Origin of the sequence: Rhodococcus sp. 5A-K4 (assembly GCF_046097995.1) — a bacterium.
Taxonomy (GTDB): Bacteria; Actinomycetota; Actinomycetes; order Mycobacteriales; family Mycobacteriaceae; genus Rhodococcus_F; species Rhodococcus_F erythropolis.
On sequence record NZ_JBJURM010000014.1, the window covers coordinates 23535 to 38824 of the forward strand.

The window sequence follows — 15290 nt, forward strand, 5'->3', positions numbered from 1 at the left end:
CGAAGGAAAGTATTCTTCTTTCGAGCGAGGCTGAGGAGAGAGGGCTGCCGGTGGCTGCACGGGTATCGACGATCTGGTTTCTGGGCGGCGCAGACGCTCGCACCGAATTGAGCAAGTACCCACAGCCGGATCAGACCGAGGCGCTGAAAATCGCCATGTCGCTGTACCCGGACAAGGAGTTCGAGTCTCTCGGTCCTCAGCCGCTGTCGATGGCCGCGACGGTGAGCCCCGGCTACGTCTTCGTCGGCGCGTACGGCCGAGTGAGCGTCGTCTGCAGTTCCGAACTCAGCACATTTGTCCCCTCGAAACTGCCTGAGTCCTGGCACCTTTCGGCCGAGGGTGGCTCGACGCTGTTGATCAGCTCCGTCCCCGAAACCGCGCAGGGTTCGTTTGCACTGTGGGAGAACGGCGAGCTACGACGCTCGTTCAGTGCCATCCCGATCGACATCGTCGAAAATCTGGGGATCCCGCAGACGTGGGAACTGGAATTCTGGGCCGGCAACCATCCCCTGCGTTACCCGCCCGGGATCCTGCCCGATCCGCAGTCACTTCCGTTCCACCCGCAGCAGTTCGCGGAGTCCGCCAACCTCGAGTGGCTGGGATTCCGATACACCGGCGCGCCGCGAGAACACGAACTCGACACAACGCAGATTCTCCTGTGGGGCTTCAAGATTCACCGCCCCGGCGAGGCACCCAAACCTGCGCCCCCAGCTCCCGTACCGGTACCCGAGCAGGCGCCGACAGAGATACCCATGCCCGAAAACATGCCGCCGATCCACGACGCACCCGCGGCCAAGCCGCGTGGCCGCCTCGCCCGGTACTTCGGGTTCAAGTAGCGCCGAGCAGCCTCACACGGTCACGCGGCTATCGCTGCGATCCACCCGAGCGGAACGCCGACTACCGCGCCGTAGACCACCCATCGCCACACGGAGACGGCTCGCCAGCGCCAGACGGTCGGCGCAAGTCCGCCTACCGCAATGATATTGACGACAACTGCCAGGAGCACGTTCACGTTACCCAGCGCGACGCAGAACGCCGCGACAGCGCTGGTCGAGAGCATCGCGGCGAATACCGACACCGCGATTCCGGTAAACCAGGGCGTGCGGTCCAGAGTCACCGGCCGGTCCTGACACGTTCGTAGAAGGCCATAGCCGCTGCGGTTGCGACGTTGAGCGAATCGGTGCCGGGTGCCATCGGTATCTTGGCACGAATGTCGGTGGCCCGCATCGCATGTTCGGTCAGACCTGGCCCCTCGGCTCCCAGCAGTAGCGCCACCTTCTCCCCGGTCATCGCTTCGGCCAAAGTGACCGCTTCCGGCTTCGGAGTCAAGGATATGAGCTGAAAACCGTTGCCACGCAGCTCATCCAAGTCGTGTGGCCACTTTGCCACATGCGCGAAGGGCACTCGCAGCACGTGCCCCATCGACACACGGACCGACCGCCGGTACAGCGGGTCAGCACAACCCTTCCCGAACAGAACGGCGTCCACGCCGAGCCCTGCAGCGTTGCGGAACATCGAGCCGAGGTTCTCGTGATCGTTGACGCCTTCGAGGACCACGACGGTCTTTGCGTCCTTCAGCACGTCCGAGACCGCGAGTGGTGCCGGGCGCGCTGCTGCAGCGAGGACGCCACGGTTCAGGTGGAATCCGACGACCTCGGCCATCACTTCGGCGCTCGTACGGTAGAACGGCACGTCCACACCGTCGAGATCGTCAGCGAGCTCCAGGAGCCGTCGTTCGACGCCGAGAAGACTGATCGGCTGGAACCGCGACGTCAGCAGTCGCTGAGTGACGAACACTCCTTCGGCGATGACCAGTCCCTTGCCCTCCGGCAGGTCGGGGCGCCGATCCGAGGAGTTGAGATCGCGAAAGTCATCCAACCGGGGGTCGGCGGGATCTGAGATGTCGATGACGTGAACCACGGGTCTATCGTGCCGTACGCACCGCGGGCCCCCGTCACTACTCCCGACCTAGCGCAGCAGCGTAGCGAAATGCGCGTCGAGCACCCGGCCGATCACCTGCGGATTGGTTCGCTCGGGATTGTCGACGCCGTGCGACGCGAGCCCGTCGGCGAGCGCATGCAACCTCATCGCCTCGATGTCGACCGAAGCGTCCGGCTGCAGGAATCCTGCATCATGTACGGCCTCGACAAATGTTCGATAGTGCTCGAACAGCGTCCGGTCCGTCTCGTCACGCACTGCCGTCAACGTCGAATCGGTCTGGGCGGCAGCAGCAAACGCCTCCCAGACCTGCATTTCTTCACGCCGATCTTCGTCGAGGGGAACGAACTGATCGGTGAACTGGCGGATCGCGCGGCGGATGTCGGGATCGAAGTCGATGCCGGCAATCCTCTTCTCCACCCGGACGGTCACGAGCGTCATCGCGAACAGCAACAGTTCGGACTGCGTCGCGAAGAAGTGGCGTAGCGACCCCGTCGACATCTTCGCCTCGTCTGCGACGGCCCGGACGCTCGCGCTCGCCACACCATCGCGACGGATCACACGCCAGACAGCCTCGGCGATCTCTTCCCGTCGCTCATCGGGGCTGCTTCGTTTCACCACTTCACAAAGCTAACACAGTTGTGCTAGTTTTCGATCACTAACACAGTCGTACTAGAAATGAGCTGATGTCATGATCGTCCATCTGATCATCGCGTGCGAAATCATGTTCTGGGTGTTCATCGCCGCCGGTCTCGCCGCCCGCTATCTGCTGCGCCGCAAGACGCTGGGTGCCGCACTGCTCATCTGCGCACCCCTGGTCGACGTCGTCCTGCTCGTCGCCACAGCCCTCGATCTTCGGGGCGGCGGCGAGGCGAACTTCACCCACGGGCTTGCTGCGGCCTACATCGGCTTCTCCGTTGCGTTCGGGCACAGTCTCATCTCCTGGGCCGACGCCAGGTTCGCCTACCGATTCGCCGGCGGCCCGGCTCCCGTCGCGCCACCCAAGTACGGGAGTGCGCGAGCACTGCGCGAATGGCGCGAGTTCGGCAAAGCCGCGATCGCCTGGGCCATCGCGTGCGGACTTCTCGGCGCGGCCATATTCCTCGTCGACGACCCTGCACGTACGGGTGCCCTCGACGGATGGATCAGCAAGCTGACAGTGGTGCTGGGAATCTGGGGAGCAATCGCCCTGAGCTACACGGTGTTTCCCAAGCGAGAGAAGGTCACGGCGCGCGGCTAGCCTCGACTGCCTGTTCGGTCGCGTCGCACACGATCACCGGACGCAGGACGAACACCGGCAACCTTCCACCGTCTTCCGGCCTCGCAAGACGAAGTTTCAGCCCTTCGCTACGTAGCAGGTACACCCCGGCCACTGTGCCTGAGACGAGCGAGATCACTCCGCCCACGATCAGGGGCGCACGGGGATCCACGGAGTCGGCGAGCCAACCAAGCAGCGGGCTTCCCAGCGGTGTGCCACCGAGGAAGCTGAGCATGTAGATGCCCATCACCCGCCCGCGCATCTCGGAGGGGACCGACATCTGCAGGATGTTCATCGCGGACGTCGTGAACGTCAACGTCAGTGCGCCCGTGGGAATCAACATCAGCGCCACCAACGCGTAGGTAGGCATCAATCCCACCGCGACCTCGAACACGCCGAAAGCCACTGCGGCACCGAGGAACGTCCGCAACCGCGGCGCTTCCTTGCGCCTTGCGGCATACGCAGCGCCTGCAAGGGTTCCCACAGCAAGCGTCGTGGACAGCAGTCCGTAACCGTCGGCTTCGAGACCGAACGTGTTGCGCGCCATCACCGCCAGGCTGATCGCGAAGTTCAGGCCGAACGTCGAGACCATGAAGACGGACACCATGATCACCCGAAGGTCCTTGCGACCCCACACATATCGGAACCCGTCGCGCACCTGCCCCTTGGTACGCGGCGCCGGTTCGGACGGGATCAGCTCCTTCTTGTTCATCAGGTACAGCGCGATGAGGACCCCACCGAACGTCGCGACGTTGAGCAGGAACACCCATCCAGTTCCGATCAGGTTGATCAAAACACCCGAGATGGCCGGACCGACGATGCGGGCCGTGTTGAACGTCATCGAGTTGAGCGCGATGGCATTGGACAGGTGTTCCTTGCCCACCATCTCGATAGTGAACGACTGACGCACCGGTGCGTCGAGCGCCGAGACACAGCCGAGGGCAAAGGCGATCAGGAAGACGTGCCACAACGCGACGAGCCCACCGACGTCCAACAGACCCAACACCAGTGCGCATACCGCACTCGCCCACTGCGTGAAGATCAGGATCCGACGCTTGTCGTACCGATCGGCCAGCACCCCACCCCACACCGACAGAAACAGCGTCGGACCGAACTGCAAGGCCATGACGATGCCCACCGCCAACGCGTTGCCGTCCGAGAGCGTCAGTACCAGCCAGTCCTGGGCGATACGTTGCATCCACGTGCCGACCAGAGAAACGATCTGTCCGGAAGCCCAAAGGCGGTAGTTGCGGTTGTGGAGCGCGGCAAACATGCCGGAATCGGGGTCTCGGGGCACCCCACTATCTTGCCCCTCGAGTAATTCGTTTGGGCAACGACCTCTATGTAGCGGAGCTACGCGACCTCTGCGTAGCGGAGCTACGCGACCGCATAACTCGCGGAACTACTCCGTCTTGTTGACCATCTCCGTGATGATCCCGACGGCACCGCGCAGCGTCGCGAGTTCTTCGCCACCCAGCCCGGCCAGCTGCTCGTTCATCCACGCCTCACGCGCATGGGTCTCGTCCGCGAGCAACGCCTGCCCGGCGTCGGAGAGATTCACGATGATCTGACGACCGTCCGTGGGATGCGGCGAGCGCTCGACCAGACCGAGCTCGGCGAGAGAAGCAACAACGCGCGTCATCGACGGCGGCTGAACTTTCTCACGTGCTGCGAGTACGCCAGGGGTCATCGGGCCGTACTGATCCAGGCTCGCCAAAGCGGACAGTTGCGTCAGCGATACCTGAGCGTCGACTCTGCGGCCGCGCAGATGCCTGGTGAGACGCACTACAGCCAGGGAAAGATCGCTGGCCAGCGCACGAGTTTCGGTGGTCACGCGTCAGACAATACGTCAAGAGCTGGCCGGTAGCTCACGTAATCGAATACCGGTCAACCCTGATTTCACGTAAGGGCGTCGGTAATGGGTCCGACAGTGAAGTAGGCCACAAAAAGTGCCGCCACGATCCAGAGCAACGGGTGGATCTTCTTGATACCACCGCTGGCAGCGTGCAGGACCACCCATGAAATGAAGCCGACACCGATGCCGTTGGCGATCGAGTAGGTGAACGGCATGACGATCATGGTCAGGAACGCCGGGAGAGCCACCGAGAACTTGGTGAAATCGATGTCTCGGACCTGTCCGATCATCAGCGCACCGACGACGACGAGGGCAGGCGCAGCTGCCTCGATCGGCACGACGGAGTAGAGCGGCGTCAGGAACATCGCGACGAGGAAGAGCAGTCCGGTCACGACATTTGCCAGGCCCGTGCGGGCGCCTTCGGCGATACCCGACGCGGATTCCACGAACACGGTGTTCGACGACGCCGAAGCGCCACCGCCCACGATCGCGCCCGCGCCTTCGACGACAAGCGCGCGACCGACGTTGGGGAGGTTTCCGTCCTTGTCGGTCAGGCCGGCTTCCTTACCGAGACCCGTCATCGTGCCCATGGCGTCGAAGAAATTCGCGAGCACGAGGGTGAAGACAAGCAGGCTGGCGGCCAGAACACCGATGCGGGTGAACGCGCCGAAGATGCTGACGTCGCCGACCAGGCTCAGATCAGGCATACCACCGAGCATCTCCGGGATCGCGGGGATGCTGAGGTTCCAGCCCTTGGGGTTGGTTCCGAGCGAGGGTCCGACGTCGGCAACTGCCTCGATGATCGCGGCGAGGATCGTCGTGACGACGATGCCGATCAGCAGTCCACCACGAACCTTGCGCACGACCAGAACACCCATGAGCAGGACACCGAAGATGAACACCACGGTCGGCCACGAAGCGATCGAGCCGTTGATTCCGAGTCCGACGGGAACCGTCGTACCGGCGGCATCAGGGATGCGGCGGACGAATCCGGCGTCGACCAGTCCGATGAAAGCGATGAACATGCCGATACCGGCCGCGATCGCGGACTTCAATGCCGAGGGAATCGCATTGAACACCGCAGTTCGGAAACCGGTGAGTGCCAACAGAACGATGATCACACCGTCGATGACCACCAGTCCCATCGCCTCGGGCCAGGTGACCTGAGGTGCGATGGTGACGGCGAGCAGGCTGTTGATGCCGAGACCCGCGGCGATGGCAAACGGATAGTTGGCAACGAGACCGAAGACGATGCTCATCAGGCCGGCAACCAGAGCGGTGACCGCAGCCACCTGGTTGACCGGAAGGATGTTGCCGAGAACGTCGGTCTTCGCTGCAGCGTCGTCAGCCGAGAAACTGCCGAGGATCAGGGGGTTGAGGACCACGATGTAGGCCATCGCCACGAAGGTGACGACACCGCCGCGAACCTCGGTCGAGATCGTCGACCCTCGTTCGCTGATCTTGAAATAGGTGTCGAGGATCTTGCCGGGTGCCGCCATGTTTGTTCTTTCCCCATCGCTGTAGGTCGCCGTGTGCCGGCGCACATGAAGCCGGTCGCACTAGGGAGAGTAGGCCACCGGGGTACGGGTAGCGTTAATTTTGTGACGGAGACTCGCAACACAACCAGCCTGATCGGCAAATTGTCCGCACCCGCGCCGGCACTGATCATCGGCACCGCGTTGTGGGTGGTCGCCACGATCGTGGTCGCGGTGAGCGGCAATCGTTGGTCGGATGCACTCCCGATCTGTTACGCGGGTATCGGAGTCGGCTTCCTCGGCTTCGCTCTGTTCTCCATTCAACGACGCGCAGCTGCGCGCGGTGACAAGGGCGCACAACAGGGCGCCGGTCTGGTCGACTGAGCAGGTCGATTCACCCTTTCAGTATGGTAAGCCTACCCTGCACTCTAGTGTCGGTCTTAGCTTGTCAATGCTGAAAGGAACCACGTAACCGTGAAGATCTCCCACCGAAATCGTTGGAAAAGCCGAGGACGTTGGACGAGACTGACATCCGTTGCTCTGGTCGCCCTGGTCGGCACAGCACTCGTCTCCTGCGGTTCGAACGACGACGCAGCAAGTAGTTCGTCGAGTTCCGGTGGCGGCGCCTTCCCCGTCACGATCGATCACGCTTTCGGCAGCACCACGATCGATTCCGAACCACAACGGATCGTCACTGTCGGTTACAACGACGAGCAGGCTCTGCTGGCCTTGGGCATCAAGCCCGTCGGAATGGTCAATCAGTACCCGGGCGAGCCGGACGTCAACCGCACGTGGCCGTGGGTCACCGGCCCTTGGGGCGGAACCGAACCGACCGTCGTCGGCAGCAATCCCGAAACCACGATCAGCGTCGAAAAGATCGCTGCGCTCGAGCCCGACTTGATCCTCGCGCTCTACTCGAGCATCGACAAAGACCTGTACAGCACACTTTCCGCGATCGCCCCGACCGTCGCGAAGGATCCGGCCTACGGCGACTACGCAACTCCGTGGCAGATCACGACGAAGACCGCAGCGAAGGCAGTGGGTCGCGAAGCCGACGGCGAGAAGTTGGTCGCCGATATCGACAAGCAGTTCGCCGACGCCAGAAGCGCTCACCCGGAATTTGCAGACCAGACCGCGGTGATCATCAGCGTCGACACGACCCCGGAGTTCTACGCCTTCTCCTCCGAGGACGCCCGCGGACGGGTCCTCGGCAGTCTCGGATTCAAACCTGCTCCCGCGGTCGAGGCATTGATGAACGGTGAGTTCTACGCGCCCATCTCCACCGAGCGACTAGATCTCCTCGACGTGGACCGTCTCGTTGTCATCGGCAATCCCGATGCCGCCCAGGCGGTCCGAAACAATCCGGGCTTCCAGCAACTCGACGTGGTCAAGAACAATCGCGTCGTCTACGTCAACGACGATCAGGCCCCGCAGGTCGGTGCGGCCCTGACCGCGAGTTCAGCACTGAGCTTGCCGTGGGCGACAAGCCAACTACTCGCCGAACTCACGAAGTAACCAGCGCCCGGCGCTTCCTGATCTGCGCAGTTCCCCAGATCCACACTCCGGCCCACACCATCCCGAACGCCCAACCTGCCAGCACATCGGTCATCCAATGGGCAGCCAGGTAGACGCGGGAGAATCCGACAGCGATCGTGTACAGGCCGAGGCTCGCGAGCATTGCCATCTTCGCGAGCCTCGGCAAAGCAAGCCGAAGAATCACTGCGGCAACCGAAGTCGCGAGTATCGCGCTCATCATCGCGTGGCCCGACGGGAACGAATACGAATCGATTTCGATCAAACGCTCCGGCAGGGGTGGACGGGTTCGTGTGAAGATGCGCTTCAATCCGCTCATCACGAGCAGACCGGTCAACATCGATCCGGCGATCAGCAGAGCGTCCGTTCGGAGCCCCCGAACCAGAAGCACGATCGTGAGCAGCGTCGCGATCAGCCACGACGCGAGGGTTCCGCCGCTGTCGGTGATGACGTCGACCACGTCCACGAGCCACGCCGTCCGCTGGCACACTGCACTGTCGAGTACCCACTGATCAAAAGACATCTGCCCTCACATCCCTTGCGGCAGAGTCCACGTGCGCATCACGTGATGAACGCCGTCCGAGTCCACCCACCACGGCACGGTCACTGTCGCCTCCACCGCTCCTGTCAGTTCCACCGACAGTTCGTGATGGATCACTACCTCGCCGCCGGGAACCTCACGGCCGAGGGCTGCGAAGCCGAGAACTGCCTGTGGTTCGTTCGCCCACGTCGTCACAACGCCGGTGCTGCTCACTCGTCCGTGAACGGATGTGGACGCCGTAGCGACGTCGAGCAGATCTGCCAGTGCGTCAGCTGTCTCGAAACTGCCGAGCACCACTCGTTGTGCAGGCAGTGCCGCTCCCAGCCACGGTCGGTCGAGAACAAGGGCGTCGCCGGGATCGACCAGATCGCCGGAAAGGCCTCGCACGAACGGCGGCAGGTGCAGTTCCTCCAGGTCGAGAACCCGTCGCTGCGCTGCCTCACCCAGCAGTCGGTGCGTCCGCGCGACGACGGCGGAGGCCGGCATCCGTAGTGGGTCGGCAAGCCGATCGAGCAGCAGCTGAGCCAGTTCCGGATCGTCGACGGTATCCGATGCCAGTAATCCGGCGAAGAATCCGGCGTCGGGGTGTTCGGCAGCATCGAGTAATCCCTCGAAGGTGCGATCGCCTGGAGCGCGCAGCAAGCCAAGCACCTCACCGCCGAGTTCGGCATTCGAACGCAACCACCACGCCGTGTATCCACGACGGTCGGTGAGCAGCGCCCGCGTCGCCGGCGACTCGACCAGCAGCGACAGCGCCTGCGGCCAGCGGTCTTCGTCCACGAGATCGAGATCGCGCACGGCTTCGATGTATTCGGGGTCCTCGTCGAGGGTGTCCCACCATGCGTCTTCGGCGTCGAGATCGTGATCGGGGCCGGACGGCAATTCCTCACGGACCACCGTGAAACCCCACCCGACACCGACTACCCGTAGCGCCTGCTCCCCCACCCGCTGAACAAAATCAGCGTCGACGATGCCGAAGGGAGAATCCTCGACCAGGACGCTTGCAAGGGGAGCGCCCGGAAGCAGAAGTTGGTCGGCGGAACGCAATTCGCCCTCCGAATCAGGAAGCAGCACTTCACCGATCCACGACGGCAGCGCCCCTGGCGCCACGTGGGCCGCCAATCCGAGCACCACTTGCGCCAACTCCGTCGCTACCGAATCATCCTGATCCGCAGCATCTTCGATCAAGGCTCGCAGTGCCGGATCGGACAGCAGGTCGGTGGCACTCGCGGTCTGTGCTCCCAATCGAGACAGCAACGGGTGCGCCGCGACAGGATGAACCAACCTCGTCCACTGCACAGACGGTGCGTCTTCGCCCAATTCGACGCCGACGACGACGGTCCGCGGTCCGGTCACCGTTCGTCCATCGGAGAGCGGAACCGGCAGTGTTCCAAGCTCTTCCACCGCAAGAGTGTCGATCACCAAGGGCTCGAGAGCCGAATAGAGTCGATTCCACCACTTCGGTTCACGTTCCAAGCCGCTGAGCAGTTCCGCGATACGCGCGAGCCCGATGCGGTGCGTCGACACCGCCGCGAGCGCTCGCTCGTGCTTGGGGCCGGAGAGCTCGGGGACAACCAGGCCGCCGATGATGTCGGTGAGCAACTCGGCAAGATCGTCACTGAGCCCGGGCACCACGGATGCTCGCTGCGGCGCGCGGTCGGGTTCACCGACCACCGGAAGCCACTCGTTTTCCTGCAGCTCCTTCAGAAGTGCTTCGCGCAGAAGCGAATCGGTTTCGCTGCGGGCAAAGGCAGGAATCGGGACGAGTGCCGTTCGCTGCCGAGGAGGTAGTGCAGCAAGGAACTTCGCGTACCCCTCGGCAAGCGGAGCGATCGGTGCAGCGGGCATGAGGCGTCGCCGATCGGGTTGCATTGCAATGTCGGCAATGATGATCGCCGGGATCGACAGTTCCTCATCGGATCGGGTCGGCGCCCGCAGCACGTCGTCTGCGACCGGCTCGACGACCCCGTCGCGGACCGGCACCAACCACCGTGCATTCGGCGCCGAGTACTGCCACCACGTGCGATCTCCGATGACCACCTCGACGAGACCGGAATCCAGCACTCGTTCCGATCGCCGAAAAGTCTTCTCACCCAAACGAATTGATCCGAGAGCCGGGAGTTCGAGCAGCAGATCGACTGCCTCACGTGTCATCTGCGAAAGCAGCGCCGCGGCATCGACGTCCGGCCGAAGCGTCAGCACCACTTCCGAATCGGCACCGTCGCTCGGCAATTCGCCAGACGGCCACACCAAACGAAGTACGGGGACACCGGTTTCCGGCACGGGGAGTTCGCGAGAGTCGATCTCGCGCAGAGTTTGCGAGGCAGAGAATCGAATCGATCCCGTCGACGAGCGCAGTTCAACCTCGTCACCGACCGAGAGAACTGCCGAGAATCCGACTCCGAACCGCCCCGTCACGCCTTCGTCGGCGTCGACCTTGTTCGACGCACGCAGCGCCGTGAGTGCGTGAACGCCGGATTCGTCCAGCGGACGGCCGGTGTTCGCGACGGTCAGCGTCCGACCGTCCACGTCCACCCACAAAGAGCCCTCGACGCCCTCGCGTGCAGCTGCATCGGCAGCGTTCTGCGCCAGTTCGGTGAGCAGACGGTCGCGGTACCCGGCCTTCGCGAGGTCGGATTCCGCAGCCGCGTCTTCACGCAATCGCGTCGGAGATTCCGACCACGCGCGCAGCGTCGCCTCGCGGAGTGCGTCCGTGCCGAACGGATCTTCTACTCGGTGGATACCGAATCCTCAACTGCAACAACGCTCGACGGGCGAGCGGGCACCGCAATCAGCTCGACTGCTCCGTCGTCGAATGCGTCGAACTGCGGCGAGCCCGCACCGAGCGGCAAGCTGGTGTCCGAATGCGCGCCACAGCCGTAGGACACGCTGACCACCCGGCCGTCTGCGGAGAGTTCGTTGCCGCACACGCCGAACGCTGCGTGCAGCGAACCTGCGAGTGGAAGGAAGAATCCACACAGCCCACACGTCGACGGGGCAGCCTTGGCCATCTCCGACTCCGGGCCGAAGTCACCGTCGAACCAACGCTGCGCGGCATCGAGTCGGCCCTCGAGGCTCATGACCTGTTTGCGGCCTAGCCCGATTTCGAGAGCTACCTCGTCGACTTCCGGGTCACCGGTGGCGACGTAGCCGGGAACGAGCCGAGGATCCTCGGCCGGCGGGGCGAGTAGGTCACCGACGGAGAGATCGCCGGGACGAATCCGCTGATCCCATGGCAGCCATTCCGGCGCAACCAACGCGTCGGGACCCGGCAGCAGCGCCAACTCACTGACAGTTGCGCGGGTGTCCTCCGGTCCGGCAGCGACGACAACCGCCCACTGCCAACCGCGGTATCCGGGAATGTCTGCTGCAAATCGATGGGTGGCGGCAAATTCGTCCTCCGACGTCACGCCGAGGTATGCCCCCACACCGCCTTCATGCAGGTCGACGACTGCCGTTCGGGCAAGCTCGACCGCATCGGCCAGTACTGGGCGCGGCACTGCACGCTCTGGAGAAGTAGCAACACTCACTCCTCCAGTTTGCCGCACCACCGCAAGTCCGCAACGCACTGGGCTGCCATGCTGGGCAGATGAGTAGGTCACACGCCAATTCCGTGCGCACTTTTGCAGTGGTCGCCGTGATCGCGTCGGCCCTGGCGGGGTGCTCCGATTCCCCCGGTGCTCCCGACAACCTCACGTCCGAAACCGGCTCCGTCGAGATCGTTCGAGTGTCCGCGCACGATCCCGACGCGTTCACGCAGGGCCTCGAGATCGACGGAAACCGGTTGTACGAAAGCACCGGACGCGTCGGGCAGTCCTGGGTGCGCTCGAGCGAGATCTCCGACGAGCAGTCCCCCGCTTCGGGACCGGAAGTTGCGCGTGCCGATCTCGACCCGCCGTTGTTCGGTGAGGGCATCACGGTCGCCGGAGACACACTGTGGCAACTCACCTGGAAAGACGGCGTCGCCATCGCCCGTGACAAGGACACCTTGACCGAACGTGGGCGGTTCCCACTCGACACCGAGGGATGGGGAATCTGTTCGCTCGGGGATCGGCTGGTCTCCAGCGACGGTTCGGCCACGTTGACCTTTCGCGATCCCGAAACCTTTGCGCCGATCTCGACCGTCGACGTCACCAGATCTTCGGAGTCCGTCGGCAAATTGAACGAATTGGAATGCGCCGAAGACGGCTCCGTCTACGCCAATGTCTGGACCACCGACACCGTCGTCCGAATCGACCCGTCGGACGGCGCCGTCACGAACGTGTACGACGCATCGGCGCTACGCGAAGAACTCGTCACGGATGGATCGACCAGCACCGTCGACGTTCTCAACGGCATCGCGCAGATTCCCGGTACCGATCGATTCCTGCTCACCGGCAAGTATTGGCCGCAGATGTTCGAAGTCCGTTTTGTTAACTGAGTCCGACATGACACAGGACTCGCAGGGGTGTGCGTGGTAGCCGCGCCGACACTAGGACAGAATTGAGTGGTGACCGGACCGCGCGAACCCTACGACCCCGAAACTCGGCGAATCCACGACGAGCCGGAGGGGCAACAGGTGCACCCCGGTTACGACAACTACCCACCCGCGGCCCGCCCGGACAACTACCCGCCTTCCGCTCGCCCCGCCGCGCGGCGCACGCCGTTGCCGCCGCTGCACCCGATCCCCGAATCACGGGGAGACTCGGATTCTGCGTCCGGTTCCAAGGCACCGGGTGCGGACGCCCCCAAGGCTCCCCCGATGCCCCGCAAGCTCACCGTCACCCGCGTCGCAGCGATGCGCAGCCGCGAACTGACGAACAAGGGCATCGCGACCTTCCAGCGCGCAGCGAAGGCCGACGGCGCGGACAAGTCCGGTCTGACCGCTCTCACCTACGCAGTGATGACGAACAACGCCACCGACGCCGCGATCTCCGTCGCCCTTGCGAACACGCTGTTCTTCTCGGCTGCGACGGGTGAGGACAAGACCAAGGTCGCGCTCTATCTCCTGATCACGATCGCACCGTTCGCGGTCATCGCACCGCTCATCGGTCCGATGCTCGACCGGTTGCAGCGCGGCCGCCGCATCGCACTCGCGTCGTCGTTCGGAATCCGGACGCTCCTCGCAGTGATCCTGGTCTTCAACTTCGACAGTTGGATCCTCTATCCGGCCGCGCTCGGCATGATGGTGCTCAGTAAATCGTTCTCGGTACTCAAGAGTGCGGTGACACCACGCGTCCTACCACCGGAAATAGACCTGGTGCGCGTCAATTCGCGTCTGACGGTCTTCGGGTTGATCGGCGGAACGATCGGCGCCGGCGCCGTCGCGGGTGCGCTCGCGCTCGCTTTCGGTTCCACCGGAGCCTTGTGGTTCGCCGTCGCCGTCACCGTCTTCGGCGCATATCTGAGCATGCGAATCCCGTCGTGGGTCGAAGTCACCGAGGGTGAGGTTCCCGCGACCATCACCTACCACCCGGACGAGGCGCACCACGCCGGCAGCGCCCCACCACAGCCGAACGCGAAACCGGCCAAGGTCCGACAGCCTCTCGGACGCGCCGTGATCATCGGACTCTGGGGCAACGGCACCATTCGCGTGCTCACCGGCTTCCTGACGCTCTACATCGCGTTCGTCGCCAAATCACGCACCGATCACGAGCCGCTCCAGCAAGCCATGATGCTCGGCCTGGTCGGCGCAGCGGCCGGTCTGGGAAACTTCGCCGGAAATGCCACGGGTGCGCGCCTCAAGCTCGGCCGGCCCGCACTGATCGTGCTCCGGTGCACTGCGTCGGTCTGGATCATCGCGGTGATCGCAGCGCTGACGGACAACCTGATGACCGCTGCGCTTGCCACGCTCGTAGCCTCCGCCGCCAGCGCACTCGCAAAGGTCTCACTCGACGCGTCACTCCAGCACGACCTGCCCGAGGAATCGATCGCGTCCGGATTCGGCAGATCCGAGACGGTTCTGCAGTTGAGCTGGGTACTCGGCGGCGCATTGGGGGTTCTGCTTCCGACCGAATACTGGATCGGGTTCACTGTTGTATCGGTGTTCCTGACGATCGGGCTTCTGCAGACCTTCCTGAGCTACCGAGGAAGCAGCCTCCTGCCCGGCCTCGGCGGGAAGCGACCCGACCTGGCAGAACAAGAAGTGACCGAAGTGATTTACACCGGTAAATCCAACCGAGGACAAGGAAGTACTCCGCAGTGATGATGCGCTCGAGAACAAAGAAGATCGTGGCAGCGATCAGTGTCCTGATGGTGGTGGCACTAGTTGCTTACGTCTCCGTTCTTTTCGTGATCATCAAGAACATCAACGACGACCCCGAAAAGCTGCCGGTCATCACTGCATACGCACACGGCAAGACGATCGAGACGAACCCTGCCGGGTTCTGCACCATCGATCTGTCCCAGTGCGCCCAGGTGGGCGACATCTACGCACTCGACGTTCCCGCGGGCTACCCGCTGCAGCTGTCGTTGTCGACGGACGTCTCCGATGCGCAGTGGGCCCTGCTGGCGGTCTACGAGGATGCCGACGGCAACCAGACCGGCGAACCCCGAGTCTTCGAGCCCGGCGAGGCCCTGGCAGTGACGGTCGAATCTTCGAGCGATCCCGTCAAGCAACTCGTCGGCGTCGAAATCCACCTCGCCGTCGGTGAGGGAAGCGAACAAGGACTACTGATCTGGTCGATCAAGACCGCCTGATCCCCGGAAGAA

Annotated in this window: 16 protein-coding genes; 7 read left to right on the top strand and 9 right to left on the bottom strand. The window is 63.6% G+C overall.

The features are described from left to right. The first annotated feature begins 50 nt into the window (after positions 1-50). Complete coding sequence (locus tag ACKAMS_RS18910) at positions 51-836, top strand: DUF6928 family protein (protein ID WP_205906673.1); 786 nt, start codon at positions 51-53, stop codon at positions 834-836. Positions 837-856: 20 nt separating this feature from the next. Here ACKAMS_RS18910 and ACKAMS_RS18915 read toward each other — a convergent pair whose 3' ends face one another. From ACKAMS_RS18915 to ACKAMS_RS18925, 3 genes are read right to left on the bottom strand one after another with little or no spacing between them, the layout of a single operon-like run. Continuing rightward, positions 857-1117: a DUF2537 domain-containing protein gene (locus tag ACKAMS_RS18915; protein WP_092763031.1), complete on the bottom strand. Its 261-nt coding sequence runs from the start codon at positions 1115-1117 to the stop codon at positions 857-859. Then, positions 1114-1920: a TrmH family RNA methyltransferase gene (locus ACKAMS_RS18920; protein WP_408989372.1), complete on the bottom strand. Its 807-nt coding sequence runs from the start codon at positions 1918-1920 to the stop codon at positions 1114-1116. Before ACKAMS_RS18920 ends, ACKAMS_RS18915 begins: the two co-directional genes overlap by 4 nt. Positions 1921-1968: 48 nt before the next feature. After that, positions 1969-2559, bottom strand: coding sequence for a TetR/AcrR family transcriptional regulator (locus ACKAMS_RS18925; protein ID WP_020908792.1), 591 nt, complete (start codon positions 2557-2559; stop codon positions 1969-1971). A 70-nt stretch (positions 2560-2629) separates the two neighbouring features. Between ACKAMS_RS18925 and ACKAMS_RS18930 the strand changes: the two genes are divergently transcribed. Next, complete coding sequence (locus ACKAMS_RS18930) at positions 2630-3178, top strand: hypothetical protein (protein WP_019744924.1); 549 nt, start codon at positions 2630-2632, stop codon at positions 3176-3178. Here the strand turns inward: ACKAMS_RS18930 and ACKAMS_RS18935 are convergent. The 3 genes from ACKAMS_RS18935 to ACKAMS_RS18945 form a co-directional block, all read right to left on the bottom strand. Beyond that, positions 3162-4469, bottom strand: coding sequence for an MFS transporter (locus tag ACKAMS_RS18935; RefSeq protein WP_007733487.1), 1308 nt, complete (start codon positions 4467-4469; stop codon positions 3162-3164). The genes ACKAMS_RS18930 and ACKAMS_RS18935 overlap by 17 nt on opposite strands. A gap of 129 nt (positions 4470-4598) precedes the next feature. After that, complete coding sequence (locus ACKAMS_RS18940; RefSeq protein WP_019744926.1) at positions 4599-5030, bottom strand: MarR family winged helix-turn-helix transcriptional regulator; 432 nt, start codon at positions 5028-5030, stop codon at positions 4599-4601. Positions 5031-5095: 65 nt separating this feature from the next. Next, positions 5096-6550, bottom strand: a complete 1455-nt coding sequence (locus tag ACKAMS_RS18945; protein WP_020970489.1) for an NCS2 family permease — start codon at positions 6548-6550, stop codon at positions 5096-5098. Positions 6551-6652: 102 nt separating this feature from the next. Here ACKAMS_RS18945 and ACKAMS_RS18950 point away from each other — a divergent pair, with 102 nt between their 5' ends. Then, entirely contained in the window at positions 6653-6910 is a 258-nt protein-coding gene (locus tag ACKAMS_RS18950) for a DUF2530 domain-containing protein (protein ID WP_408989373.1), read from the top strand. A gap of 90 nt (positions 6911-7000) precedes the next feature. Next, positions 7001-8041, top strand: a complete 1041-nt coding sequence (locus ACKAMS_RS18955; protein WP_408989374.1) for an iron-siderophore ABC transporter substrate-binding protein — start codon at positions 7001-7003, stop codon at positions 8039-8041. On the opposite strand, the gene ACKAMS_RS18960 is transcribed toward ACKAMS_RS18955, so the two are convergent. The 3 genes from ACKAMS_RS18960 to ACKAMS_RS18970 all read right to left on the bottom strand — a co-directional run bounded on the left by ACKAMS_RS18960 (position 8031) and on the right by ACKAMS_RS18970 (position 12151). Then, complete coding sequence (locus ACKAMS_RS18960; protein ID WP_070795817.1) at positions 8031-8582, bottom strand: phosphatase PAP2 family protein; 552 nt, start codon at positions 8580-8582, stop codon at positions 8031-8033. The two genes, ACKAMS_RS18955 and ACKAMS_RS18960, sit on opposite strands and share 11 nt — an antisense overlap. Positions 8583-8588: 6 nt before the next feature. Further along, on the bottom strand, positions 8589-11261 hold the full coding sequence (locus ACKAMS_RS18965; protein WP_408989375.1) for a sacsin N-terminal ATP-binding-like domain-containing protein: 2673 nt from the start codon (positions 11259-11261) through the stop codon (positions 8589-8591). Between the two features lie 68 nt (positions 11262-11329). Then, positions 11330-12151, bottom strand: a complete 822-nt coding sequence (locus tag ACKAMS_RS18970; RefSeq protein WP_019744932.1) for a DUF3027 domain-containing protein — start codon at positions 12149-12151, stop codon at positions 11330-11332. A gap of 38 nt (positions 12152-12189) precedes the next feature. Between ACKAMS_RS18970 and ACKAMS_RS18975 the strand changes: the two genes are divergently transcribed. The 3 genes from ACKAMS_RS18975 (at position 12190) to ACKAMS_RS18985 (ending at position 15278) form a co-directional block, all read left to right on the top strand. After that, complete coding sequence (locus ACKAMS_RS18975; RefSeq protein ID WP_238076548.1) at positions 12190-13020, top strand: glutaminyl-peptide cyclotransferase; 831 nt, start codon at positions 12190-12192, stop codon at positions 13018-13020. A gap of 69 nt (positions 13021-13089) precedes the next feature. Further along, on the top strand, positions 13090-14784 hold the full coding sequence (locus ACKAMS_RS18980; protein WP_030244200.1) for an MFS transporter: 1695 nt from the start codon (positions 13090-13092) through the stop codon (positions 14782-14784). Then, positions 14784-15278, top strand: a complete 495-nt coding sequence (locus ACKAMS_RS18985; RefSeq protein ID WP_019744935.1) for a DUF2771 domain-containing protein — start codon at positions 14784-14786, stop codon at positions 15276-15278. Before ACKAMS_RS18980 ends, ACKAMS_RS18985 begins: the two co-directional genes overlap by 1 nt. Positions 15279-15290: the final 12 nt, after the last annotated feature.

Excerpts from the sequence above, each read along its gene's own strand:
- ACKAMS_RS18985 (WP_019744935.1), top strand. The coding sequence starts at position 14,784 with ATGATGCGCTCGAGAACAAAGAAGATCGTGGCAGCGATCAGTGTCCTG.
- ACKAMS_RS18960 (WP_070795817.1), bottom strand. The coding sequence starts at position 8,582 with ATGTCTTTTGATCAGTGGGTACTCGACAGTGCAGTGTGCCAGCGGACG.
- ACKAMS_RS18975 (WP_238076548.1), top strand. The coding sequence starts at position 12,190 with ATGAGTAGGTCACACGCCAATTCCGTGCGCACTTTTGCAGTGGTCGCC.
- ACKAMS_RS18935 (WP_007733487.1), bottom strand. The coding sequence starts at position 4,469 with ATGTTTGCCGCGCTCCACAACCGCAACTACCGCCTTTGGGCTTCCGGA.
- ACKAMS_RS18945 (WP_020970489.1), bottom strand. The coding sequence starts at position 6,550 with ATGGCGGCACCCGGCAAGATCCTCGACACCTATTTCAAGATCAGCGAA.
- ACKAMS_RS18930 (WP_019744924.1), top strand. The coding sequence starts at position 2,630 with ATGATCGTCCATCTGATCATCGCGTGCGAAATCATGTTCTGGGTGTTC.